Below are 23,649 nucleotides of genomic sequence, written 5' to 3'. Positions count from 1 at the left end.
AAGGTTGAAAACGATCATACACCGTGGAGGTTGTCGGCCGACGCAAAATGCGGGTGCGATCCCACGACTTCATGCGGGACGATCCGATCGGTTGCACCGCGTATGATGTCGTAGCATTCACAGGTTGCTTCCTCGAGCCGCGCCCTGTCGATTTCGACCAAGCCTCGCCGAACGGATTTGATGGCACCTAAGGCGCGGAGTTTGGCAATCACCTGCGTCACGGTCGTTCGTCGCACCCCGAGCAACTGCGAAAGCGTCTCCTGCGTTAATGGCAGGGTGTTGTTGTCCTCGGTTCGATCGTGCAGGTGAAGCAGCCACCGGGCCATGCGGGCCTCGACCGAGTGCAGTCCGTTGCAGGCTGAGACGTGCTGGAACTGCATCAGTATCGACCTCGTGTGCGCCTCGACCACATGTCTGATGGCGCCGCTCTTCATGTAGGCTGCATGAAACCGCGACACGGAGATTTGCGATGCGGTACCGCCCACCCGCACGACCGCGGTCACGGACGACATGAAAGAAGGTCCCAGCACCGATAATGCGCCGATCGCTCCCTCGCATCCGATTACCGCAGTTGCGATCGTTTCTCCGTTCGGAAGGCCGAGCATGAAGGAGATGGCACCGCTATGGGGAAAGTAAACATTTTCGCGTCGATCCCCCGCTCGTATCACCACGGCGTCCTGTTCAAGCGACACCTTCTGGAGATGAGGGGCGAGCAACGCGAGGTCTGCCAACGGCAACGCGGCGAGAAGACGATTACCGGCGCTCGCCGGACGTCCCATCACGAGAGACTCCCTCCCTCAGAAGAACACGCAGCTCTCCTGGAATGTCTTTGGCAGGAATGTCTTCTGCGCTGCGCCGACACCAACTCCACTTTCATCGTGCCGGCTTTGAGCGGCATTCATGAATACGATACTTGCTGAGTACCTTAACGCGCCATGCCAGTAAAGCTGAGGCGAACCTTGGGGAACCGCAGACGTTCCACCTTTGTTCCGCAAGGATTAGCCAAAAACACCGTCAGTTCAATCCTGTCTGGCAGCACCATTCCTGGCATTGCCTCTCGCCTCAAACGAGACATCGCCGCGCTCAAATATCTGCGCGCGCTTTCCCTCTATTCTGCCCCGGCTCATCTCGATCAGCTTTCGAACGATCGCTGATCCGATGCCCCTGAGCAGATCGACCAGCGTGGTGGCCGACAACGGTTTTGAGCCGCGATCGGCTAGCGACGATCGAGGATCAGGGGGGCTCGGAGATTGTTGCGCGCTTTGCCGACAGTCCCATCGCGATGCCCATCAATTCGACATCGCTCGGCTGCTCCACACGCCACGCGCGCGTCCAATTCCGGATTATGATAGCCCTCACCCGGGAGACCTTGAACGGGTTCGCACGAAAATGGGGAAGTTGACTATGCGGTTGTCTAAAGTCGCTGCTTTGGCGCTGATCGTTGCAGCCACGAGCGTAGCGCCGGCATCTTCGGCGCCGGCCGCTTCTGACTGTTCAGCATCAACGACGCTGGCGAATTGGGGCGAGAACTCGACCGGCGACATTGACATCGCGTCCGGGGAAAGCTGCGTGTTTCCGATCAAGATACGCGGCACGGTGACCAGCTCTGAAATTTCGCAAAAGCCGGCACGCGGCAAGTTGAAGAAGCTCGACGCATCCACTTACGAATACAGGGCGAAGGCGAAATACAAGGGCAGCGACACTTTCGTGATCAAGGCAACGGGCAAGGGGCCGACGGCGTCCGGCACGTCGGTCATTACGGTGAACGCGACGATCAAATAGCCGCATCCTTTTCGATTCCGCGATCTGCTATGTCTTTCACCCTTCGACGTCAGCGCACGCGCGAACCGGGGATCAACAGGTTGAGGCCGCACGCTCTCGCATTGATCGGCTGTCTTTTCACGGCCATGCCGGCTTATCCGCAAAGCGATCCCACGCTTGCGCTACCCGAGCTCACCTTGCAGGTGCCGACCCGCGCGCTCGGCGATCAGTGCCGCAAGATCGAAGCTGATGATCCGCGCGTGCCGGTGTCGCTGCATCGGACCTTCCACGATGATTTCGACGTGCATCCGCTGGTCGAGGCACGGTGGGTGCCGCACTACGCAGGTGGCGCCGCCTGGCCGCAGTCGCGCTACTGGGGCGGCGAAGGCTCCGATTTCAAGCGCAAGACCAGCTATAATGGCGAACAGCAGATCTACGTCGATTCGGTGTATGGCGGGCGGGGCACGGTGCCGCTCGGCCTCGATCCGTTCCGGGTCCGCAACGGCATTCTCTCGATCATCGCAAGCAGGACCCCGCCCGACCTGAGGTCCCTGCTGTTCAACAATGAATACATCTCGGGCATCCTGACCACGCAGAGCAAGTTCACGCAGAAGTACGGCTATTTCGAAATGCGCTCCAAGATCCCGGCCGGGGTCGGCGTGTGGCCGGCGTTCTGGATGCTCGCCGATGACGGCGGCTGGCCGCCGGAAATCGACGTGATGGAGGGCCGCGGACAGCAGCACGACAACATCGTGATGACCACGCATTGGCGGATTCCGGCCACCGGACGGGTCGAGCGCTGCGGGTTCGACTTCACGGTCGCCGATACCAGGAACGAATTCCACAATTACGGTGTGCTCTGGCAGCGCGATCGCGTCATCTATTTCATCGACCGCCAGCCGGTGTCGGAGATCAAGGTCCCGGTCGGCTTCGACGCTCCGATGTACATGATCGTCAACCTTGCGATGGGCTCGAAAACGATGGAAGGCGTCGGATTCGTCGACGGCCTGTCTCCCAATGTCGTGGAATTCGAAATCGACCGGATTTCGGCCTATCAAATTGATACATACTGATCATTGCAACCGGCCGGGACGCGCACGCCGGCAGCACCGAAGCTGACGGAGAACGTAATGTCCGGGATATTCTCGCGCCGGCAATTTGCCAAGCTGGCGGGCTTCTCCGCGCTTGGTCTGGCGGCGACATCGGCGAATGCGGCGCCCAGGCCAAAGCCGGCCGCCGACCCGCACGCCCCTGCCCGTTTCCCGAAAGACTTTCGCTGGGGCACCGCGACTTCGGCCTATCAGATCGAGGGCGCGGTCAACGAGGACGGCCGCGGCCGCTCGATCTGGGACACCTTCGCCCACACCCCGGGCAAGATCGAGGACAAGACCACCGGCGACCGCGCCAATGAGCACTATCATCGCTACAAGGAAGACGTCGGCCTGATGCGCGATCTCGGCGTCAAGCACTATCGCTTCTCGATCGCGTGGCCGCGGGTGTTTCCGGAAGGCACCGGCAAGCCCAATCCCAAGGGCCTCGATTTCTATAACCGCCTGCTCGACGAACTCCTGGCCAAAGGCATCGAACCCTACGCGACGCTGTATCATTGGGACTTGCCGCAGGCGTTGCAGGACCGCGTCGGCGGCTGGCAGTCCACCGACACCTCGAAAGCGTTCGCGGATTACGCCGGCTATGTCGCGGAGCGTTTGACCGACCGCGTCAAATACATCTTCACGCTGAACGAAGCCGGACGTTTCCTGAATTTCGGCTACGGATGGGGCATCGACGCGCCCGGCCTCAAATTGCCGACGGCGGAATTGAACCAGGCACGGCATAACGTCGTATTGGGCCACGGCCTTGCGGTGCAGGCGATCCGCGCCCGCGGGCGCGCCGGCACCAAGGTCGGCCCGGCCGAGAACATCGCGACCTGCGTGCCGGCGTTCGACACGCCCGAAAACGTCCGCGCCGCCGAGATCGCGACCCGCGAACTGAACTCGGGCCTGCTCGGCGTGATGCTGGAGGGCAAATACACCGACGGCTTCCTCGAATATGCCGGCAAGGACGCGCCGAAATTCACCGCCGAGGAATTGAAGATCATCGCCTCGCCCAACGATTTCGTCGGCCTCAACATCTACGCGCCGCAATTCTACATCGCCGCATCCGACAAGAAGCCGGGCTGGTCGGTGCTGCCCTTCCCCGCCTCGTTTCCGCACATGAGTGCCGACTGGCTGCGTATCGGTCCCGAAACGATCTATTGGGCGCCGCGGCTCGCGGCCAAGGTCTGGAACCTCAAGACGATCTACATCACCGAAAACGGCACCTCGTCGGAGGACAAGGTGCATGCCGACGGCAAGATTTACGATCTCGACCGCATCATGTACCTGCGCAATTATCTGCGGCAGCTGCAGCGCGCCGTGGCCGAGGGCGTGCCGGTCCGCGGCTATTTCCTGTGGACCCTGATGGACAATTTCGAATGGATCTACGGCTACGAAAAGCGCTTCGGGCTCATCCACGTCGATTTTGAAACCCAGCGCCGGACGCCGAAGCTCAGTGCGTCGTTTTATCGCGACGTGGTGACGCGCAACGCGATCGGCGCCTGAAGCCGCCTAGAGCCTTTTCCGTTCCGATGGAATCGGAACGGGGCTCTAGATTCTTGTTTGACGCGTTTTCTTCACGCGAACCGGTGTCCACTTCGCTGGAAAACGCTCTAGTGATAGCGCACCAGTTGCGGCTGCGGCATCGAAGCCTGGTGTGACGGCGCGCGATCACCTTTGATTGCCACAGTCACGGCGGGTTCATGCCGCACGTTCCGCGATGATTCGTGGCTGATGAACATGCTGGCGGCGCCGACCATCAAGACGACATAAAGGCCGAAGATGCCACCGACCCAGCGCCAGTAGATCCGGCGGCTGTCGGGGGTAAGGCTTTCGATCAAGCTGCGCATGACTGCCTCCTCCTCGAGGAACTGATGGCGCTGCGTATAGCTTGCACTCCGGCCCCGGTGTGTGACGTACTTCACAGAAGCCCGCATTAAAACGGAGAACCCGTGACCGGTCCGGAACTGAAGAAACTTCGCGAAGACCTCGGTGAGGCGATCGGCCAACCCCTTGGCGTGGCCGACATGGCCAAGCTCTGCGGGTTGCCGCCTGAAGACGGCGCCAACACGATTCGGAAATGGGAAGTCACCGGCCCGACCGGCCCCGTCGCCGAACTGCTGCGCATCCTGGCGATGGCCAGCGACCGCTATCCGATCCTGGAAATGTTCAACGTGTTCGACCGCCATGACGTCGCCGAAAAGGACCGGCCGGCGCGGCGGCAGGCGTTCCGCGAGCAGATGCGGGGCGACGTGCGGCGGCGCATTGCCTAAGGCAAAGCTTTCGCGCCCGAGGGACCCGATTTTAAGCCTTCATTAACTTGCATTAGGGCGCCGTTAAGTACAGAAAATAAGGCTTCGTTAAGCACAAAAAACGTTTGTTCTCCAATGGGTTGGGTAATCGATCGGTGTGCCCGGCAAGTGACAGCATTTTATTCAAAAGCTGTCTAACTGCACGCCATGGACGGCGCCCAGCATCTGGCGCCTCCCAACGATTTTTCCGGAGACCCACGACCATGAAGAAGTTCCTGCTCGCTATCGTCGCTCTCGCAGCCCTCGGCGCGGCGTCCCCGGCGCTCGGCGCCGACATGGGCGCACGGCCCTACTACAACAAGGCGCCGGCCTACGCCGCGCCGCTCTACAACTGGACCGGCTTCTATCTCGGCGCCCATGTCGGCGGCGCCTTCTCGAGCAGCAACACTTTCAACGGTCTGGTGCTGAGCGACTACAGCGCCCGCCTGCTCGGCGGCGTGCAGGCCGGTGCCGATTATCAGTTCGCGCCGAACTGGGTCATCGGCGCCGAGGGCCAGTACAGCTGGCTCGGCCAGAACAACCTCAGTTCGGTGTTCCCGAACGGCTTCGTCTACAACAATGATCAGCGCGCGATCGCTTCGATCACCGCCCGTATCGGCTACACCTGGGGCCCGGGCATGCTCTATGTCAAAGGCGGCTACGCCTATTCCGACAATCGCGACACCCTGACCTTTGCCGGCGTTCCGGTCGCGTTCACGCTCGATAAAAATCACAGCAATGGCTACACCGTCGGCGCCGGCGTCGAATACATGTTCGCCCCGAACTGGTCGGCCAAGGGCGAGTACCAGTACTACGATTTCGGCACCACCCGCTTCGTGACCCCGGTCGCGCTGGCACCGTTTGGCACCTTCCATAACGACGAGCATACGTTGAAGGTTGGCGTCAATTATCGGTTCAACTTCGCAGGCGCACGCTACTGATCGCTTCTACAGGGAGGCGCGAAAAGGCCGGCTTGAACGCCGGCCTTTTTATTTTGCGCCATAGCGTTTTCGAGCGAAGCGGCTCCCCGGTTTCAAACATTGTTCGATGGCGGGCCGGCACTCAAAATCGCGAAAAGCGTCCGTATTTTCCCGACTTGTTAACCGGGTACCACGATACTGCCGCGCGGGGAATCATCCAGGGATAGCGGGACGGGGCGGCGGCAAATGGCGTTACGATTCGGCATCGGCAAGATCAGGCTCAAGGGTTTCAGCTTTCCGAAATTCGGCGTCAGAGGCAGCCTGTTTGCCGCCTTCGCCGTCATCGCCGGCATGGCGATCGTGATCAGCGCCGGTGCCGGCCTGGTGCTCGGACATCTCGGCGGGGCCATGGTCGAACTGAGCGGAAGGGACATCCCACGCCTTGCGGCCAGCCTGCAATTGTCGGCGGAGAGCGCCAGCCTTGCCAGCCAGGGGCCGGGTCTGCTTGCCTCCCGCAGCGAGGAGATGCTGAACGAACGCTCCAAAAAAATGCAGGAGACCCAGCGCATCACCCTGCAAAGGCTTGCCGAGATCACCAAGCTCGGCGCCAACAAGGACACCGTCGCAGCCCTCACCGAGACGGTGAAAAACATCGAGGACATGATCAAGAGTCTCGGCGGCGCGGCACGCGAACGGCTGGAAACCGGCGCCCAGCACGAAAAACTGTATGAAGCGCTGCGCACGGCCCAGGCCGCGTTCGTCAAGGCCGCCGCGCCCGCGATGGTCGACGCCCAGACCCAGCTCAGCAGCATCTTCGGCGCCGCCAGCTTCAACCAGGACGAAGCCACCAAGGCGGAGAAAACGGTCGAGCAGATCAGCGACATCATCGCCGCCGGCAATCTGACCGCGTTCAACATGATCGCCGCGCTTTCATCCGAGAGCAGCGACACGCTCGAAACCATCGAGAAGCAAACCCGCATTGCGCAGCAGCGCCTGAAATCGAACCTCGACCAGCTTCCCAAGGGTTCCCTGACGACGGCACTGAGCAACGCCTCGAAAGCCCTGCTGGCGCTCGGCGAAGGCAAGACCGGCGTCTTCAAGGTCCGCCAGAAAGAACTGGACGCCACGGATTACGGCCAGACCATCCTGGAAGAAACCCGCAAGCTCAATGTCGGCCTCGGCATCAGCGTGCAGCAACTGGTGGACGGGGTGCGCGGCGAGACCGACGCCTCGACCCGGCAGGCGGGCAAGGAGATTTCGCTGGCGACCACGGTCATGCTCGCGCTCGGTGCGGCGACCCTGATCGGATCGGTGCTGTTCGTCTGGCTCTATGTCGGCCGCAACATTCTGCGGCGCATCGGCAATCTGCAGCGTTCGATGCAGCTGCTCTCCAGCGGCGATCTCGAATCGGAGATCTATCAGTCCAGCCAGAAGGACGAGATCGCGGCGATGGCCAATTCGCTGCACGTGTTCCGCGAAAGCATGATCCAGAGCCGGGCGCTCACCGCCGACCAGGACCAGGATCGCATCGCCAAGGCCGAGCGCGCCACCCGCATGGAAGCCCGCATCGTCGAGTTCGAAACCACGGTGCGCACGGCGCTGGATAGTTTGCAGGAAGCGGCCGGCTCGATGCAGACCACCGCGCAGAGCATGTCGGCGACCGCCGATCAGTCCAGCGCGCTGGTGAGCGCGGTGGCCTCCGCCGCCGAGGAGACCTCGGTCAACGTGCAGACCGTATCGTCGGGCACCGAGGAACTGTCGTCGTCGATCGAGGAAATCGGCCGCCAGGTCGTCACCTCGGCGGAGATCGCCCGCAAGGCGGTCGAGGAAGCCGGCGCCACCGACGCCACCATGCAGGGGCTGGCCGACAATGCTGCCCGCATCAGCGTGGTGGTCGATCTGATCCAGACCATCGCCTCGCAGACCAATTTGCTGGCGCTGAACGCCACCATCGAGGCCGCCCGCGCCGGCGAAGCCGGCCGCGGCTTCGCCGTGGTCGCCTCCGAGGTCAAGAGCCTCGCCACCCAGACCGCGAAGGCCACCGACGAGATCCGTCAGCAGATCGTCAGCATGCAGACGGTGACGACATCGGCGGTGTCAGCGATCCGCAGCATCTCTACCACGATCGGCGAGATCAACGACGTCACGACAGCGATCGCGGCCGCGGTCGAGGAGCAGGGCGCGGCGACGCGCGAGATCGCGCGCAACATTTCGCATGCCGCCGGCGGCACCAGCGAGGTCTCCAGCAACATCGTCGGCGTCTCCAGCGCCTCGACCGAAGCCGGCTCCGCCGCCAGCGAGGTCTTGACCGCCTCCGGCGCGCTCCGTCGCGAAGCCGACGTGCTGCGCGCGGAAATCGACGCGTTTTTGGGAAATATCCGGGCGGCGTAGTTGGCGTTCGTCATTCCGGGATGGTGCGTTAGCACCTGACCCGAAATCTCGAGATTCCGGGTTCGATGCTTCGCATCGCCCCGGAATGACGGCACAACAAAATACCCATGCCTTTTATCCCACCGGGCACCTGCTTTTTCGGCTAGCGCCGCACCAATTGTGCGGGTAAGTCGGTGGGATGCACTCGAAAACCGACCCCGTTCAGTCCTCCGCCGAGGCCCTGCGATACCCCTGGGAAAATCACCCCGGCCAGGATCAGGTCGTCGAGGTGCTGCCGGGCGTGTTGTGGGTCCGGCTCAAGCTGCCGTTCCGGCTCAATCACGTGAACATCTACCTGCTCGCCGACGGCGACGGCTGGGCGATGATCGATTCCGGGTTCGGCAATGAGGAAACCATCGAAGCCTGGACCACGCTGTTCGAGGGCCCGCTCCGGCACGTGAAAATCTCCCGCCTGATCGTGACCCATTCGCATCCCGATCACGTCGGTCTGGCAGGCTGGGTCACCGACCGCTTCGACTGTCCCTTGCAGATGTCGCAGGTCGAATATCTGCAGTCGGTCTATCACCAGAACCGCGGCACCGAGGAGCGCCGCAACGCGCAGCGGCTGTTCTTCCGCCGCCATGGCATGGACGAGAGCCTGACCGACACGCTGCTCAGCCGTGGCCAGGATTATCTGAAGCAGGTTTCGATCCTGCCGCCGTCCTACCGCCGCATCTCGCACGGCGACGAGATTTCCATCGGCACGCGGCGCTTCAAGGTGATTACCGGCGGCGGTCACGCGCTCGACCAGGTGATGCTGTATTGCGCCGCCGACAAATTGTTCCTGTCCGCCGACCAGGTGCTGAGCAAGATCTCGCCCAATGTCAGCGTCTGGGCGGTCGAGCCCAACCAGAACTCGCTCGGGGAATATCTGGCCTCGCTGGCGAGCCTGACCACCACGCTGCCCTATGACGTGATGGTTCTGCCCGGCCACGGCGTGCCGTTCTACGGCCTCAAGACCCGGATCAAGCAGCTGGCCGATCATCACGAGGACCGCTGCCGCCTGATCGCCGAAGCCTGCCGGACCGTGCCGCAGACCTCGAAGGAACTGGTGCCGGTCGTGTTCCACAAGCACGTGCTCGACGCCCACCAGATGGGTTTTGCCGCCGGCGAACTTATCGCCCACGTCAACTACATGCTGGTCGAGGGCCGCCTGACCTCTGAAGTCACCGACGGCGTGCTGTATTTCCGGACCACCTGACGCGCCCAACTAATCCATAGCTATTGGCTCCAAAAGGGCGCACGGTCGGGGCATGCGAGTCCTCCTGTCGCTCCAGACGCGCTTTCGCGCTCAATCCCTGCATAACTGCGCCACCGATTTGATGCCGTCATGTTGACGCGCTCGGCCCTGCTGTTTGAGAACGGACTGCCTGATCTTCCGGCGCTGCTGATCGAGCCGCATCGCAACCCCGGCGGAATTTGGCGCATCAAGTTCAGCTATGAGACGAGCGAGCCGCTTTCGATGAGCGCGGTGCAGGCATCGAATATGGCAGCGGCGCTTCAAGAGATCGGAGAGGCCGAACTGGCTGACGAGATCGACGGCGCGCTGAAGAGCGCGGTTCGCTATTCGTCGATGTGACTTCCTGAAATGTGACCTTTCTGAAGGTGACCTTCTGCGCTCGGGTAATTACGCCCGCAAAGGAAAATAGATGAAAATAATTGTTACCGTCCTGGCGCTGTGCGCCTTCGCGCAGAACGCGTTCGCTGCAAGCCCGGAATGCCGCGCGGTCGAAGGCAACAGCGCACGGCTCGCCTGCTACGACGCGGCGCAGCCTCCGAAAATCGCAACGCCCAAGGAAATATCCAGCGAAAAATTCAAGGAAAAACCCAGGGCGATCGAGAGCGACGCCTCACGACCCGAATACAAGGATCCCTTCCTCGCCGAGAACGCCCGCACCACCTCCAAACTGAACAATATCTGTCGCGGCTGCTGAGCCACGGCCGACGCAGAAGGACGACAATGGCCAAAGTGTCGGACTACCGAATCATTGCCTTTCAGCGGCAGCCCGGACTTTGGCGGGCCAATATGACGCCGATCGTCCAGCCCCCGACGATCACACGGGGCGCGGCGATCCGGGGCTTTGTGACGGCGGAGGACAGCAAGTCCGAAGACGACGCCCTGATCGCGGCCAATCGCGCCATCAGGGAACTTGACTCGTAACCGGGTCGGCAGCGCTCTTTGGCTACTCATGGTTTCACCCGCACCGCCAAAATACCGGGACCGTAAATCGCAGCTAGCGCGTTGATCGAGATCAAGATTTGCCTTGCCTCGGGTTCATCCCGGAGGCCCGCAGAAATGTGGGATTTCACATAGACACCAAACCTGGAAAAGCTCTAAAAAGAGCCCACGCCGCTCCGGCCGGTTCCGTTTCGGGTCTTGTGATGGATTACAGCAAATTCTTCTCCGCCGCCCTCAACCGCCTGCATGACGAGCGGCGCTACCGGGTTTTCGCCGACCTCGAGCGGATCGCGGGCCGCTTCCCGCATGCGGTCTGGCACTCGCCGAAGGGCCAGCGCAACGTCGTGATCTGGTGCTCCAACGACTATCTCGGCATGGGCCAGCACCCGAAGGTGGTCGGCGCCATGGTCGAGACCGCCACGAGAGTGGGCACCGGCGCCGGCGGCACCCGCAACATCGCCGGCACCCATCACCCGCTGGTGCAGCTGGAGGCCGAACTGGCCGATCTGCACGGCAAGGAAGCCGCCCTGCTGTTCACCTCGGGCTACGTCTCGAACCAGACCGGCATCGCGACCATCGCCAAGCTGATTCCGAACTGCCTCATTCTCTCCGACGCGCTCAACCACAATTCGATGATCGAAGGCGTGCGCCAGGCCGGCTGCGATCGCCAGATCTTCCGCCACAGCGACATGGCGCATCTGGAAGAGCTGTTGATTGCCGCAGGCCCCGACCGGCCCAAGCTGATCGCCTGCGAAAGCCTTTATTCGATGGACGGCGACATCGCGCCGCTCGCCAAGATCTGCGATCTCGCCGAAAAATACGGCGCGATGACCTATGTGGACGAAGTGCACGCCGTCGGCATGTACGGCCCGCGCGGCGGCGGCATCGCCGAGCGTGACGGCGTCATGCACCGCATCGACGTGCTCGAAGGCACGCTGGCGAAAGCCTTCGGTTGCCTCGGCGGCTACATCGCCGGCAAGGCCGACATCATCGATGCCGTCCGCTCCTACGCGCCGGGCTTCATCTTCACCACAGCGCTGCCGCCGGCGATCTGCTCGGCCGCGACAGCGGCAATCCGCCACCTGAAAACCTCGACCTGGGAGCGCGAGCGCCACCAGGACCGCGCCGCCCGCGTCAAGGCGATCCTGGACGCCGCGGGCCTGCCCGTGATGTCGAGCGAGACCCACATCGTGCCGCTGTTCGTCGGCGACCCCGAGAACTGCAAGAAGGCGTCCGACATCCTGCTTGAAGAGCACGGCATCTACATCCAGCCGATCAACTATCCGACCGTCGCCAAGGGAACCGAGCGCTTGAGAATCACGCCCTCGCCCTACCATGATGACAGCCTGATCGATCACCTTGCCGAAGCGTTGCTGCAGGTCTGGGAGCGCCTCGGCCTGCCGTTGAAGCAGAAATCGCTGGCGGCCGAGTAACCCTACCAGGACGCTTCCTTCGAAACCCCGGAAATCGGGCCGGTAGCGCGGTGCGCTGCCGGCTCAATGCGTTTATACTGGCGGTTCCGGTCCGGCGCGGCTGAACACGACGCGCCCGAACAGAGGCCGGGAAGGGAGACAGGCAGCAATGCTGCACGACTGGGGCGTGATCGCCGCCGCATTCGCGTATATCGGACTGCTGTTCTTCGTCGCCAGCTATGGCGACCGCCTGTCGCCGAGCCAACGCGGCCGCGCCAGCATGATGATCTATCCGCTGTCGCTGGCGATCTACTGCACCTCCTGGACCTTCTTCGGCTCGGTCGGCTTCGCCAGCCGCACCAGCGTCGAATTCCTCGCGATCTATCTCGGCCCGATCCTGATGATCGGATTGTGCACGCCGCTGCTCCGCCGCGTGATCCAGCTGGCCAAATCGCAGAACATCACCTCGATCGCCGACTTCATCGCCGCCCGCTACGGCAAGAGCCAGGCGGTGGCCGCGACCGTGGCCGTCATTGCGATTGTCGGATCGGTCCCCTACATCGCGCTCCAGCTCAAGGCGATGTCTTCCTCGCTGGAGACGATCCTGAGCGAGGACAAGCTGTTCTCCTCGATCCCGCTGATCGGCGACATCGCACTGGTAGTGACGCTGGCGATGGCCGTGTTCGCCGTGCTGTTCGGAACCCGCCAGACCGACGCCACCGAACACCAGCACGGGTTGATGCTGGCGATCGCCACCGAATCCATCGTCAAGCTGGTGGCGTTTCTCGCCGCCGGCCTCTTCGTCACCTTCTGGATGTTCTCGCCGGTCGAACTGCTCGAACGCGCGATGAAAACGCCGGAAGCGATGCGCGCGATCAACTACTCGCCTTCAATCGGCAATTTCCTGACCATGACGCTGCTGTCGTTCTGCGCGATCATGCTGCTGCCGCGGCAGTTTCACGTCAGCGTGGTCGAGAATTCCAGCATCGACGAGGTCAATCGCGCACGCTGGCTGTTTCCGCTTTACCTGGTCGCCATCAATCTGTTCGTGATCCCGATCGCGATCGCCGGCCTCGTCACCTTCCCGTTCGGCGCCGTCGACAGCGACATGTATGTGCTGGCGTTGCCGATCGAGGGCAATGCGCACCTGCTCAGCATCGGCATCTTCGTCGGTGGCCTGTCGGCCGCGACCGCGATGGTGATCGTGGAATGCGTGGCACTTTCGATCATGGTTTCGAACGACATCGTATTGCCGCTGGTGCTGCAGCGGAGCCCGCGGACGCACCCGGGGCAGCAGGATTTCGGCGACTTCCTGCTCAAGGTGCGGCGCTTTGCGATCTTCGCCATCATGGTGATGGCCTATTTCTACTATCGCGCGCTCGGCAGCACCCAACTGGCGGCGATCGGGCTGTTGTCGTTCGCGGCGCTCGCCCAGCTCGCGCCGGCCTTCTTCGGCGGACTGTTCTGGCGGCGGGCGACCGCGCATGGCGCCATGGGCGGCATGCTGGTCGGCGTCGCGGTATGGAGCTACACGCTGTTTCTGCCGAGCTTCCTCGAGACCAGCACCGCGGGGATGCAATTCCTGCAGCACGGGCCGTTCGGCATCGAGGCGCTGCGCCCACGGGCGCTGTTCGGCGCCGATCTGCCGCCGCTGATGCATGGCGTGCTCTGGTCGCTCGCGCTCAACATCCTGACCTACATCGCGATGTCGATGGCGCGCCAGCCGTCGTCGATCGAACGGTTGCAGGCCGACCTGTTCGTGCCGAGCACGCTGACGCCGATTACGCCGACCTTCCGGCGCTGGCGCACCACGGTCACGGTGCAGGACATCCAGAGCACGGTGGCGCAATATCTCGGCCCCGACCGCGCCCGCCAGGCGTTCGAGAGTTTTACCGCCGACCATCCCGGTCATCTCGATCCGGCCGCGCCCGCCGATTTCGAGTTGCTGCAGCACGCCGAACGCCTGATCGCGTCCTCGATCGGGGCGGCCTCCTCGCGCCTCGTGATGTCGCTGCTATTGCGCAAGCGCACCGTCTCCGCCAAGGCGGCGCTGAAACTGCTCGACGATTCCCACGCCGCGCTGCATTTCAACCGCGAGATCCTGCAGACCGCGCTGAACCATGTGCGCCAGGGTATTGCGGTGTTCGACGCGGATCTGCAGCTGATCTGCTCGAACGCGCAGTTCGGCGAAATCCTCGCGCTGCCGCCGCATCTGGTGCAGCTCGGGATTCCCTTGCAGGAGATCCTCGAATACATGGATGCCGTCAGCCCGCCCGGCTCCGGCAACAGCGACGCCCTGCTGGCGCAACGGCTCAACGCCTACACCACCGAGGGCGAGCCCTATCTGGAGCGCCTGCCCGACCGGCACATGGTGATCGAGGTCCGCTCCAACCGGATGCCGGGCGGCGGGCTCGTGATCACCTTCTCCGACGTCACGCCGAGCTTCGAGGCGGCCGAAGCGCTGGAGCGCGCCAATGCGACGCTGGAAAAGCGCGTGCGGGACCGCACCGAGGAACTCACCCGGCTGAATTCCGAACTGGCGCTGGCCAAGAGCACCGCCGAGGACGCCAACATCTCGAAGACGCGGTTTCTCGCCGCCGCCAGCCACGACATCCTGCAGCCGCTGAACGCGGCGCGGCTTTATGTCACGAGCCTGGTCGAGCGCCAGAGCGGCGGCGAGGATTCGCGCCTGGTCGAGAACATCGACGACTCGCTGGAGGCGATCGAGGAAATCCTCGGCGCGCTCCTGGACATCTCGCGGCTCGACGCCGGCGCGATGACCACCTCGATCACCAGCTTCAAGATGGCCGACCTGATGCGGTCGCTGGAAATCGAATTCGCCCCGATCGCCCGCGCCAAGGGGCTGAAGCTGAGCTTCGTGCCGTGCTCGCTGCCGGTCGAATCCGACCGCGCGCTGCTGCGCCGGCTGCTGCAGAACTTCATATCCAACGCCATCAAATATACCCCGCGCGGGCGGGTGCTGGTCGGCTGTCGCCGCCGCGGGAAAACCCTGCAGATCGGTATCTTTGATACCGGCGTCGGAATTCCCGTGCAGAAGCGCGGCGAGATCTTCAAGGAGTTCCACCGCCTCGAACAGGGCGCGCGGATCGCGCGCGGGCTCGGCCTCGGGCTCTCGATCGTCGAGCGGCTGGCGCGGGTGCTGAACCACGGCATCGCGCTGGGCGCCAATGCCGGCGGCGGCTCGGTCTTCTCGGTGACGGTGCCGGTCGCCAAGGCGGTCAACTATACCGCCGCGGTCACCAGCGCGACGCCGCTCTCGAAAACGCCGATGAGCGGCGCATTGATCGTCTGCATCGAAAACGATCCGGCGATCCTCGATGGCATGAAGACGCTGCTCACGGCGTGGGACGCCGAGGTGATCGCGGTGGCCGACCCCGAGGCCGCGATCGCCGCGATCGAGACCTCAGGCGGAAGCGTCACCGGCCTTCTGGTCGACTATCACCTCGACCGCGGCAACGGCGTCGCCGCGATCCGCGAGATCCGCCGCCGTTTCGGCGAGAATATTCCGGCCATCCTGATCACGGCGGACCGCAGTCCGAATGTGCGGGCCGCCGCGCGCGAGGAAAATATCGCGGTGCTGAACAAGCCGGTCAAACCGGCATCGCTGCGGGCGCTACTCGGCCAATGGCGCGCCCAGCAGCTGGTGGCGGCGGAGTAGGCGCGAGACATGTCCTTGGAGTTTTGCGGCTTACCCAGGCTGCTCTTCGTGGTCTTCCTGACGATGCTGCCGGCCGGGCTGACGTTCTGGCGGGGCTGAGCCCCTTGGAATTGGTGCTCGTTGGCATTTGGGATTCTGTTGCTGCCGCTGTTGCTACTGGTCGGCAACGTGCAGGGATTAACCAGAAGCGGCGTGTTTGTGGAGGGTTGGCTTGCGGTCCTGGCAGTCTGGCTCGTTGGTTGGGCCTTTGCCGCTGTTGCTATCTTCAGGAAGCGCTCTGTTACCGGCCCGTCCTAGACGAGACTGTAGGATGGGTATCGCTGCGCTCCTCCCATACAGTCTCCCACCATCACCAGTTCATCGTCGCCCCGACCATCCGAACCAAAGCGGGGTCGTCGAAGTTCGCGGCCGTCGTGGCGGCGCCGGCCGCGATCAGGTCGGCGTGGCCGAGGCTCGTCCGCATTCCAACGGTCGCGATGCCTGCCGCCGCGGCGGATTGAACGCCGGAGCGGGAATCCTCGAATGCGATCGACAGGGCGGCTGCGGCGCCCGCCGCGCGCAAGCCTTCCAGATATGGCATTGGATGCGGCTTGCCGTGGGCAAGTTCATCGCCGATGACGAGCGCCTTGAACCGATCCATGATCCCAAGTCCGGAGAGCAACATCTCGGCATTCAGCCGCGGCGCGTTGGTCACCGCGACCATGGGGATGTTTGCGCGATCCGCGCGCGCAAGCAGCGCCATCAGGCCGGGCAATGGCTGGACTTTCCCGGCAACGAGCTTGCGGAAGGTTGCCTCCTTCTCGCCGATGATCGCCGTCTGGCGCGTCGGTGGTTCCTCGGCGAGAAACCGCGCGCTGATCGAGGCGTTGGAGAAGCCCTGAAGCTCTTTGCTGAAGCGCGCGTGATCAAAGGTGTGACCGCGGGGACCCAGGACCTGATTGAACGCTTCCAGATGAAGCGCATCGGTGTCGGCCAGCGTGCCGTCAATGTCGAACAGCAGCGCTTTCCCTGATAGTGGCGGCATTCGGATTGCTTTGCCGTTACACCGTCGGCGTGCCCTGGCGCCACTGGCCGCCGGAGATTTTCGCGGCTGCGATCACGGCCTGGGTGCGGCTTTCGACGCCGAGCTTCTGCAGGATCGCCGAGACATGCGCCTTGATGGTCGCTTCCGAGACGCCGAGTTCATAGGCGATCTGCTTGTTGAGCAGCCCCTCCGACAGCATCATCAGCACCCTCACCTGCTGCGGGGTCAGCGTCACCAGCCGGTCGCGCAGCCGCGTCATGTCCGGGTCGGCGGCGGAAGACAGGTCGGTGTCCTGCGGAACCCAGACGTCGCCTTCCATCACCTTCATGATGGCGTCGCGCAACGTCTCGACCCCAAAGCGCTTGGGAATGAAACCGGAGGCGCCGAAATCGAGCGACCGTCGGATGGTTCCGGCGTCGTCGCTGGCGGAGACGATCACGACCGGAATCGCCGGATATTGTGCGCGCAGGTAAATCAGGCCGGAGAAGCCCGAGATCCCCGGCATGGTCAGATCGAGCAGGATCAGGTCGACGTCGGAGTCCCGTTCCAGCAATGCCGTGAGGTCGTCGAACGAGCCCGCCTCGCTGATCACGGCCGAGCTGACGACGCTCGCGACCGCTTGCCGCAGGGCGTCGCGGAACAGCGGGTGGTCATCGGCGATGACGAGATGGGTGCTGGCGGAGGCAGTCATTTACTTCTTGCGAATAGCGTTGCGGCAAGCCGGTGACCGTTTTCTGTAGGCCTGCCAAGCGGTTTTACAATTGTCCCCTGCCCGGCGGCTTCATGCAAGCGGGCAATATCCCCATGCGGCGACGCGGTTAACCGCCGATTTGTGCGCCGCACAAATCAGGAACCGTCCGCCTGCGATGAGGCCGACGATCGCGTGCAGCAGGTTTATCTCAACAGCGCATGGGCCACAGCGACCGTGTCAAGGCGATCAATCAATTCGTCGTGGATGTTGCAAAGGCTGACCCGGAGATAATTGCGCGTTGTCTGGAAATCCCGTCCGCGCAGCTTTTCGTGGATCGGCATCATCGAAAAATAGCTTTCCGCCAGTGGCTCGGGAATGTCCATCACGCGCTTGGGCGCATGGCCGCCGACCAGATCGAGTCGGCGCGCGAGATCGCGACGCGCCTCAAGCCAGGCTTCTTCGCCGATCGACGGAGGAACCGGATAGCGGTCGAAAACCGAGAGAACCACAAGCGTCAATTGGTCGAGAATGGCCCGGCGCTGGGTCCCGGCGTGATGAGCCAGCACCCCCTCGACCATTTCGCCTACCATCGCAAGACCCAGCGGAAAGGCTTTCCAGCGCGCGCGCTCGACGGATTGCGCAAATCCCTCTTCGGCAAATAGCACCTTGGCGTAGTGACCTGCACGGGCGCGCGAGTATTCGTAGATGCCCTTTTGCACGATAAAGGCCGATTGCGCATCGATGAAGTCCGCAAGCGCGTCCCGATCGCGAATCGGCGGACGGGGGCGAAACAGTTTTTCGAACAGCTTCATCGCGGTCTCATCCAGTTCGATCGGCCCAGGCTGCTTCGTCAGCTTACCCCATCTGGTTCACGACAAGTCCAATGTTCTCAGCGCATCTCTGTTAGCAGCTGCAACAATTTCACACCCGCCGAAAGTATAATAAAGACCTGACCATTCGTAGTGTTAGCGTCAGATGACTCCAGACTGGCGCAAGACCGGTTGAAGAAGCGGCAAGGGGGGCGCCGCACTGAAGGGATTTGCATTCCCCTCGATCATTTAATCCGGTGCATTGATGCGCCGGTGCTTTGGGGAGGATTTGCAACGATGCCTGACTCTACAAGCATGAAAGAGAAGGAAGAGGCGCACTGGGCAAAGACCTCGCGCCTGATGTTCACGCATCTCGGTGTCTGGTTCTTCTTCGGCTTCGTCATCCACATGTTCGTGGTGCCCCTCAACAAGATCATCATTCCGATCCTCGGTTTCCCGCTCGGCTTCTATATGGCCGCGCAGGGGTCCCTCATCGTGTTCGTGGTCATGCTGTTCATGTTCGCGAAACAGCAGGACAAGATTGACCGCGAATACGGCTTTGCCGAGGAAGATTGAGGGGGAAGAGACCATGGCCACAGAAGCTTCTGCCAAAAGCTCGGACTTCATCAAGAATCTGGGCAAGATGTACGGCACCTATACCGGCGGCTTCATCGCGTTCATCCTTTTGCTCGCGGTGATGGAGCAGATGGGTGTTCCGAACAAGATCCTGGGCTACCTGTTCGTGTTCTTCACGCTCGCGGTCTACGCCATCATCGGCGTGATGACGCGAACCGCTGAAGTCTCGGAGTATTACGTGGCCGGACGGCGCGTCCCGGCTTTCTACAACGGCATGGCGACGGGCGCTGACTGGATGTCGGCGGCGTCCTTCGTCGGCATGGCCGGCACCCTGTTCCTGCTGGGTTACGACGGCCTCGCATGGGTGCTCGGATGGACCGGCGGATTCGTGCTGGTATCGATCCTGATCGGGCCGTATCTGCGCAAGTTCGGCGCCTATACGGTGCCCGACTTCCTGTCGTTCCGGTATGGCGGCAACTTCGCCCGCTTCCTCGGCGTGATCGTGCTCGTCGCCTGCTCCTTCACCTATGTGACGGCGCAGATCTACGGCACCGGCCTCATTGCCTCGCGATTCCTCGGAATGCAGTTCGAGCTCGCGGTGTTTGCGGGCCTGGTCGGCATTCTGCTCTGCGCGATGCTGGGCGGTATGCGGGCGGTGACCTGGACGCAGATCGCGCAATACGTCGTGCTGATCATCGCTTATCTGACCCCCATCGTGATCCTGTCCACCAAGAAATACGGGATTCCGATTCCGGAGCTGACTTACGGGCAGGCAATTGTGGATATTACGGCACGAGAACAGCAGATGCTGGCGACCGGCCTTGCGACGGTGGCAAACCTCAAGCCGCATATTCAACCATTCATCAACTACAGTCCGCTGAACTTCTTCGCGATCATCATGTGCATGATGGTCGGAACGGCTTCGTTGCCGCATATCCTGATGCGCTACTTCACCACCCCGTCGGTACGTGAGGCACGCCAGTCGGTGGCATGGTCGCTGCTGTTCATCTTCCTGCTGTACTTCTCGGCGCCGGCCTACGCGGCGTTCTCGAAGCTGGAAGTTTACACCAACATCATCGGGCGGGACCTGACAGCCATCCGCCCATGGTTGTTCAACTGGGGTGAACTCGGACTGATCCAGATCTGCGGCAAGAACGCGGCCAGTATCGACGCCATCGTTGCAGCCTGCAAGGCGATTGCCGATCATCCCGGCGTCGTCAGGCTGCAGGACTTCATCATCAACACGGACGTGATCGTGCTCTCCACGCCGGAGATCGCGGGACTTCCGTATGTGATCTCGGGCCTCGTCGCCGCCGGCGGTCTCGCTGCCGCGTTGTCCACCGCGGACGGGCTGCTGCTCGCCATCGCAAACGCGCTGTCACACGACGTCTACTACAAGATGATCGACCCCAACGCGCCGACCATGCGCCGGCTCACCGTGGCCCGCGCTCTTCTTGTGGTCGTTGCCGTGATCGCAGCCGCGACTGCCGCCACCAAACCCGGCGACATCCTGGCCATGGTCGGCTGGGCGTTCTCGCTGGCAATGGCCGGCAACTTCCCGGCGCTCGTGATGGGCGTCTGGTGGAAGCGTACCACGGCGACGGGTGCGGTCTGCGGTATCATTGCCGGCTTCGGACTGTGCCTGTTCTACCTCGTGACCACCCGCTACTTCCCGGGCGCCGGCGTGGCGTATTTCGGCATGACATCGTTGACCAACCCGCTGACGGGACTGCCGCTGGTCGACATCGCCAAAGCCATGGCATTACCCAATGCCATGGAGAGTTTCCCGACACTGGCCCACCCGATGGCGAACAAGATCGGCTGGTTCGACCTCAACAACATCGCCTGCGGCTTGCTGGGAACGCCGCTCGGCTTCGCGGTCATTTACATCGTCAGCAAGCTCGGCAAGGAGCCGTCGGCGGAAATGCAGGCCTATGTCGACGATATCCGCAAGCCGCGGGGCAGGACGGTGCTCGAAGAGAGAACCACTTAAGAGCGCTGCGTCACACAATCTCGACAAACGGGGCCCTTCGGGGCCCCGTTTTGCTTTCCATGAAGCCACGACATCGCTTGCCGGGAAAGTCGCCACTTGCCATTGTTGACCACGATCGTGGTGCCGTGACACATCTCGATTCGTCGATTGCTGAAGCACTGCGGGAGCATCGGACTTTGGATACGGCAACTTCATTCGCCAGCTATTGGTATTTTCACCTGCCGAACTTCATTCTGGCGGCGTTGATGTACACGATGCTCGGCCGGCTCCTGCTCGGCCTGATGGTCGACGCGGATTCGCCGAACTATATCTGGCGATTCTTTTGCCGGATCACCGATCCCGTGATCGCCGTCCTCGCGATCGTAACCCCGAAGGTTACCCCTCCCCCAGTGCTGTGGCTGTTCGGCTTCGTCTGGATGTTCTGGTTGCGCGTGCTGTTTCACTACACGTTGCTGGTGTTGAATCTCGCGCCCAGGTTCGGCGGAGCGGCATCATGAACCGCAATTTCTATTTCATCGGAATTGCGTTCTTCGGAATGATCAACGGCATCTTCAACCAGCTCTGGCTGATTTTCGCGTTGCTCTATGTCCAGCCGCTCGTCGGTCCTCTGCTGTTTGGCAGCCTGTCATTGACGCTGATGTTCGCGTCACTGATGGTTTCGACCGCCACAGTCATCCTTGGCGGGATTCCGGCCGCAATTTACGAACGGGCCACCGGCGCACCGGAATCGAACAATGCCTCGCTCTGGATCTGGCTTGCCGGAACTGCGCTCCTGGCGTTGCCCGCTGCCGGGAATTTCCTCCGAATCGGCCTTTAGCCGAGCAGCTCCGAGGTTGAGGGCGCGAAATCTTGGCGCTACGCTGAGCGACACGAGCTTGCCAACGACGGAGAGTGGCGGATCATGGAAGAGATGCGCCGTATTGCCTATGAAACGGTGCTGCGCGCATGCGGGTTCGCGTCGCTGGCTATTTTCTGCGTCATGATCGGCCTATCCTTCCTGCCGCGTTCTGCCTTTCAGGCGGGAGGGTTTCTGAGCATGGCGATGACACTTGTCCTCGTTCTGAAGGCCCGTGAAGCCCGAACGAAGGACCACCGCCGGACCGAGATGTGGCTCTATCTTCCCAAGGAGAAACGTCCGCCCCAGGCCTTCGCTCAAAGGACGATTTCGACGGTCATGCGCGAGACCTATTTGCTGTTCGCGAGCTGGACCGCGATCATCTCAATTGTGATGTGGAGCATTGCGCTGTTTTTCTCCGTCATTGGACTCTAGTTCAGCCCTCCGTCTGGCTCCCTCAGTGCGGCTAATTGTCTTCGCAGCAATCAATCCGGTCCTTCGACCGGTGACATGATGTAATCGTGCCAACCGCAGCTAAAAAATCATGAGAGGCGATCTTGCTCGGTGCCATCGTTGTCATTTTCATCGTGGCCTACGCGGCCATCGCGCTCGAACATCCGATCAAAATCAACAAGGGTGCCTCAGCATTGCTCGGAGCCGGATTGCTCTGGACCGTGTATGCGGTGTTTGGCGGCGATCATGCGCTAATCGGAAACCAGCTAAACGAGTCAGTCGCTTCGACCGCTCAGATTGTATTCTTCCTGATCGGAGCCATGACGATCGTCGAGGTGATCGACGCGCACAATGGTTTCGAGGTCATCACCTCGCAAATCCGCACCACGAAGCAAACCACCCTGATGTGGATTGTTTGCCTCGTAACTTTCTTCCTCAGTGCCGTGCTCGACAATCTGACGACGACAATTGTCATGATTTCCCTGATGAAGAAACTCTCGGGCAGCCAAAACGACCGTTTGTTCTTTGCGGCGATGATTGTGATCGCTGCAAATGCCGGTGGCGCATGGTCGGTAATCGGCGATGTGACAACTACCATGCTTTGGATCGGCGGTCAGATTACGCCCCTTCCCATTATCAAAGGAGTGTTCCTGCCCTCGCTGGTCAACCTGCTCCTGCCGCTGCTTGTCGTCACCTATCTGCTCAAGGGGACGGTAATCGCGCCGCCGGACAACCGCGAGAGTTCGGAAAGGCCGGTCAATCCATTCGAGCGCTATTTGATTTTCTATTTAGGGCTGGGCCTCCTGATCGCAGTGCCAGCCTTCAAGACCATCACTCACTTGCCACCCTTCATGGGAGTACTTTTTGCGCTTGGCATCCTCTGGGTGGTTGGCGAGCTGATCCATCGAGACAAGGGGCCGGACGAAAAGAAACCGCTGACCTTGGCCCATGCGCTCATGCGAATCGACATGGCGTCGATTGTTTTCTTCATCGGCATTCTGTTGGCGGTGGCCACCCTGGAGCATACCCATGTTCTGAAGATGCTGGCGAAGTGGCTGGATCAAACCGTCGGTCGTCAGGATGTGATTGTCGTCTTACTCGGCCTCTTGAGTGCCATCGTGGACAATGTACCGCTCGTGGCCGCTTCCATGGGCATGTACAGTCTCGCGCAATATCCGACCGATAGTTTCCTTTGGGAGTTCATCGCCTATTGCGCAGGAACCGGCGGTTCAATCCTGATTATTGGCTCTGCGGCTGGCGTCGCCGCGATGGGTCTCGAAAAAATTCACTTCTTCTGGTACGTTCGACGCATCAGCGGGTTGGCCCTGTTGGGCTACTTGGGCGGCGCCGCCGTCTACATCGTGCAATACAAGTTGCTGCATTGAAGGCAGGGCTTCGTTCAAAGCGCAAGTTGCGCCATGATCAAAGACTAAGCCGAGTGTGGCGATGTTCTAGCTGAAGGTGCGCAGCCAGGAAACGCCCCACCACGCATACAGCGGAAG

General features: G+C 61.9%; 23 protein-coding genes. 18 read left to right on the top strand and 5 right to left on the bottom strand.

Going from position 1 to position 23,649, the window contains the following annotated elements:
• Positions 1-14: 14 nt before the first annotated feature.
• Positions 15-779 (bottom strand): Crp/Fnr family transcriptional regulator, encoded by a 765-nt coding sequence (locus JQ567_RS34165; protein ID WP_212442892.1) that lies wholly within the window; start codon positions 777-779, stop codon positions 15-17.
• A gap of 649 nt (positions 780-1,428) precedes the next feature.
• On the opposite strand from JQ567_RS34165, the gene JQ567_RS34160 reads away from it, so the two are divergent.
• From JQ567_RS34160 to JQ567_RS34150, 3 genes are all read left to right on the top strand, one after another.
• Positions 1,429-1,782 (top strand): hypothetical protein, encoded by a 354-nt coding sequence (locus JQ567_RS34160; RefSeq protein ID WP_249165910.1) that lies wholly within the window; start codon positions 1,429-1,431, stop codon positions 1,780-1,782.
• A gap of 80 nt (positions 1,783-1,862) precedes the next feature.
• Positions 1,863-2,834 (top strand): family 16 glycosylhydrolase, encoded by a 972-nt coding sequence (locus JQ567_RS34155; RefSeq protein ID WP_409363651.1) that lies wholly within the window; start codon positions 1,863-1,865, stop codon positions 2,832-2,834.
• Positions 2,835-2,891: 57 nt separating this feature from the next.
• A complete protein-coding gene (locus tag JQ567_RS34150) occupies positions 2,892-4,361 on the top strand; it encodes a GH1 family beta-glucosidase (RefSeq protein ID WP_212442891.1) in 1,470 nt (489 codons plus the stop codon).
• A 107-nt stretch (positions 4,362-4,468) separates the two neighbouring features.
• Here the strand turns inward: JQ567_RS34150 and JQ567_RS34145 are convergent, their stop codons facing one another.
• Positions 4,469-4,705 (bottom strand): hypothetical protein, encoded by a 237-nt coding sequence (locus JQ567_RS34145; RefSeq protein ID WP_212442890.1) that lies wholly within the window; start codon positions 4,703-4,705, stop codon positions 4,469-4,471.
• A gap of 102 nt (positions 4,706-4,807) precedes the next feature.
• On the opposite strand from JQ567_RS34145, the gene JQ567_RS34140 reads away from it, so the two are divergent.
• The 9 genes from JQ567_RS34140 (at position 4,808) to JQ567_RS34100 (ending at position 15,766) form a co-directional block, all read left to right on the top strand.
• Positions 4,808-5,128: a hypothetical protein gene (locus JQ567_RS34140; RefSeq protein ID WP_212214606.1), complete on the top strand. Its 321-nt coding sequence runs from the start codon at positions 4,808-4,810 to the stop codon at positions 5,126-5,128.
• A 242-nt stretch (positions 5,129-5,370) separates the two neighbouring features.
• Positions 5,371-6,087 (top strand): outer membrane protein, encoded by a 717-nt coding sequence (locus tag JQ567_RS34135; RefSeq protein ID WP_212442889.1) that lies wholly within the window; start codon positions 5,371-5,373, stop codon positions 6,085-6,087.
• A gap of 225 nt (positions 6,088-6,312) precedes the next feature.
• Positions 6,313-8,457: a methyl-accepting chemotaxis protein gene (locus JQ567_RS34130; RefSeq protein ID WP_212442888.1), complete on the top strand. Its 2,145-nt coding sequence runs from the start codon at positions 6,313-6,315 to the stop codon at positions 8,455-8,457.
• Positions 8,458-8,635: 178 nt separating this feature from the next.
• Positions 8,636-9,697 (top strand): MBL fold metallo-hydrolase, encoded by a 1,062-nt coding sequence (locus tag JQ567_RS34125; RefSeq protein WP_212442887.1) that lies wholly within the window; start codon positions 8,636-8,638, stop codon positions 9,695-9,697.
• Between the two features lie 129 nt (positions 9,698-9,826).
• Positions 9,827-10,075: a hypothetical protein gene (locus JQ567_RS34120; RefSeq protein WP_212442886.1), complete on the top strand. Its 249-nt coding sequence runs from the start codon at positions 9,827-9,829 to the stop codon at positions 10,073-10,075.
• Between the two features lie 70 nt (positions 10,076-10,145).
• Positions 10,146-10,430, top strand: a complete 285-nt coding sequence (locus tag JQ567_RS34115; protein ID WP_212442885.1) for a hypothetical protein — start codon at positions 10,146-10,148, stop codon at positions 10,428-10,430.
• A 26-nt stretch (positions 10,431-10,456) separates the two neighbouring features.
• Complete coding sequence (locus tag JQ567_RS34110) at positions 10,457-10,657, top strand: hypothetical protein (protein WP_212442884.1); 201 nt, start codon at positions 10,457-10,459, stop codon at positions 10,655-10,657.
• Positions 10,658-10,878: 221 nt separating this feature from the next.
• Positions 10,879-12,108, top strand: coding sequence for a 5-aminolevulinate synthase (gene hemA / locus JQ567_RS34105; RefSeq protein WP_212442883.1), 1,230 nt, complete (start codon positions 10,879-10,881; stop codon positions 12,106-12,108).
• Between the two features lie 148 nt (positions 12,109-12,256).
• The gene (locus JQ567_RS34100; RefSeq protein WP_212442882.1) at positions 12,257-15,766 is read left to right on the top strand and encodes a PAS domain-containing hybrid sensor histidine kinase/response regulator; all 3,510 of its coding nucleotides are present in this window, start codon (positions 12,257-12,259) and stop codon (positions 15,764-15,766) included.
• Between the two features lie 349 nt (positions 15,767-16,115).
• On the opposite strand, the gene JQ567_RS34095 is transcribed toward JQ567_RS34100, so the two are convergent.
• The 3 genes from JQ567_RS34095 to JQ567_RS34085 form a co-directional block, all read right to left on the bottom strand.
• A complete protein-coding gene (locus JQ567_RS34095; RefSeq protein ID WP_212442881.1) occupies positions 16,116-16,790 on the bottom strand; it encodes an HAD family phosphatase in 675 nt (224 codons plus the stop codon).
• A gap of 16 nt (positions 16,791-16,806) precedes the next feature.
• Positions 16,807-17,481, bottom strand: coding sequence for a response regulator transcription factor (locus JQ567_RS34090; RefSeq protein WP_212442880.1), 675 nt, complete (start codon positions 17,479-17,481; stop codon positions 16,807-16,809).
• 203 nt (positions 17,482-17,684) lie between these two features.
• Complete coding sequence (locus tag JQ567_RS34085; protein ID WP_212442879.1) at positions 17,685-18,293, bottom strand: hypothetical protein; 609 nt, start codon at positions 18,291-18,293, stop codon at positions 17,685-17,687.
• Between the two features lie 294 nt (positions 18,294-18,587).
• On the opposite strand from JQ567_RS34085, the gene JQ567_RS34080 reads away from it, so the two are divergent.
• The 6 genes from JQ567_RS34080 to nhaD all read left to right on the top strand — a co-directional run bounded on the left by JQ567_RS34080 (position 18,588) and on the right by nhaD (position 23,532).
• Positions 18,588-18,866, top strand: a complete 279-nt coding sequence (locus tag JQ567_RS34080; protein WP_212442878.1) for a DUF4212 domain-containing protein — start codon at positions 18,588-18,590, stop codon at positions 18,864-18,866.
• 13 nt (positions 18,867-18,879) lie between these two features.
• Entirely contained in the window at positions 18,880-20,859 is a 1,980-nt protein-coding gene (locus tag JQ567_RS34075; protein WP_212442877.1) for a sodium:solute symporter family protein, read from the top strand.
• 50 nt (positions 20,860-20,909) lie between these two features.
• A complete protein-coding gene (locus tag JQ567_RS34070; protein WP_212442876.1) occupies positions 20,910-21,356 on the top strand; it encodes a hypothetical protein in 447 nt (148 codons plus the stop codon).
• Positions 21,353-21,676, top strand: coding sequence for a hypothetical protein (locus JQ567_RS34065; RefSeq protein WP_212442875.1), 324 nt, complete (start codon positions 21,353-21,355; stop codon positions 21,674-21,676). The genes JQ567_RS34070 and JQ567_RS34065 overlap by 4 nt, the downstream gene beginning before the upstream one ends.
• 84 nt (positions 21,677-21,760) lie before the next feature.
• Entirely contained in the window at positions 21,761-22,129 is a 369-nt protein-coding gene (locus JQ567_RS34060; RefSeq protein WP_211997866.1) for a hypothetical protein, read from the top strand.
• 122 nt (positions 22,130-22,251) lie between these two features.
• Positions 22,252-23,532, top strand: coding sequence for a sodium:proton antiporter NhaD (nhaD, locus tag JQ567_RS34055; RefSeq protein ID WP_212442874.1), 1,281 nt, complete (start codon positions 22,252-22,254; stop codon positions 23,530-23,532).
• Positions 23,533-23,649 lie beyond the last annotated feature (117 nt).

Source organism: Bradyrhizobium sp. AUGA SZCCT0431, from assembly GCF_018131065.1.
Classification (GTDB): domain Bacteria; phylum Pseudomonadota; class Alphaproteobacteria; order Rhizobiales; family Xanthobacteraceae; genus Bradyrhizobium.
Note: the sequence above shows the minus strand (reverse complement) of the source record. Positions and strands in the feature narration are given on the sequence as shown.

What these genes read in the sequence shown, in the direction of transcription:
- JQ567_RS34165 (WP_212442892.1), bottom strand. Translation starts at nt 779, where the DNA reads ATGGGACGTCCGGCGAGCGCCGGTAATCGTCTTCTCGCCGCGTTGCCG.
- JQ567_RS34150 (WP_212442891.1), top strand. Translation starts at nt 2,892, where the DNA reads ATGTCCGGGATATTCTCGCGCCGGCAATTTGCCAAGCTGGCGGGCTTC.
- JQ567_RS34145 (WP_212442890.1), bottom strand. Translation starts at nt 4,705, where the DNA reads ATGCGCAGCTTGATCGAAAGCCTTACCCCCGACAGCCGCCGGATCTAC.
- JQ567_RS34135 (WP_212442889.1), top strand. Translation starts at nt 5,371, where the DNA reads ATGAAGAAGTTCCTGCTCGCTATCGTCGCTCTCGCAGCCCTCGGCGCG.
- JQ567_RS34130 (WP_212442888.1), top strand. Translation starts at nt 6,313, where the DNA reads ATGGCGTTACGATTCGGCATCGGCAAGATCAGGCTCAAGGGTTTCAGC.
- JQ567_RS34125 (WP_212442887.1), top strand. Translation starts at nt 8,636, where the DNA reads ATGCACTCGAAAACCGACCCCGTTCAGTCCTCCGCCGAGGCCCTGCGA.
- JQ567_RS34120 (WP_212442886.1), top strand. Translation starts at nt 9,827, where the DNA reads ATGTTGACGCGCTCGGCCCTGCTGTTTGAGAACGGACTGCCTGATCTT.
- JQ567_RS34115 (WP_212442885.1), top strand. Translation starts at nt 10,146, where the DNA reads ATGAAAATAATTGTTACCGTCCTGGCGCTGTGCGCCTTCGCGCAGAAC.
- JQ567_RS34110 (WP_212442884.1), top strand. Translation starts at nt 10,457, where the DNA reads ATGGCCAAAGTGTCGGACTACCGAATCATTGCCTTTCAGCGGCAGCCC.
- hemA (WP_212442883.1), top strand. Translation starts at nt 10,879, where the DNA reads ATGGATTACAGCAAATTCTTCTCCGCCGCCCTCAACCGCCTGCATGAC.
- JQ567_RS34100 (WP_212442882.1), top strand. Translation starts at nt 12,257, where the DNA reads ATGCTGCACGACTGGGGCGTGATCGCCGCCGCATTCGCGTATATCGGA.
- JQ567_RS34095 (WP_212442881.1), bottom strand. Translation starts at nt 16,790, where the DNA reads ATGCCGCCACTATCAGGGAAAGCGCTGCTGTTCGACATTGACGGCACG.
- JQ567_RS34090 (WP_212442880.1), bottom strand. Translation starts at nt 17,481, where the DNA reads ATGACTGCCTCCGCCAGCACCCATCTCGTCATCGCCGATGACCACCCG.
- JQ567_RS34085 (WP_212442879.1), bottom strand. Translation starts at nt 18,293, where the DNA reads ATGAAGCTGTTCGAAAAACTGTTTCGCCCCCGTCCGCCGATTCGCGAT.
- JQ567_RS34080 (WP_212442878.1), top strand. Translation starts at nt 18,588, where the DNA reads ATGCCTGACTCTACAAGCATGAAAGAGAAGGAAGAGGCGCACTGGGCA.
- JQ567_RS34075 (WP_212442877.1), top strand. Translation starts at nt 18,880, where the DNA reads ATGGCCACAGAAGCTTCTGCCAAAAGCTCGGACTTCATCAAGAATCTG.
- JQ567_RS34065 (WP_212442875.1), top strand. Translation starts at nt 21,353, where the DNA reads ATGAACCGCAATTTCTATTTCATCGGAATTGCGTTCTTCGGAATGATC.
- JQ567_RS34060 (WP_211997866.1), top strand. Translation starts at nt 21,761, where the DNA reads ATGGAAGAGATGCGCCGTATTGCCTATGAAACGGTGCTGCGCGCATGC.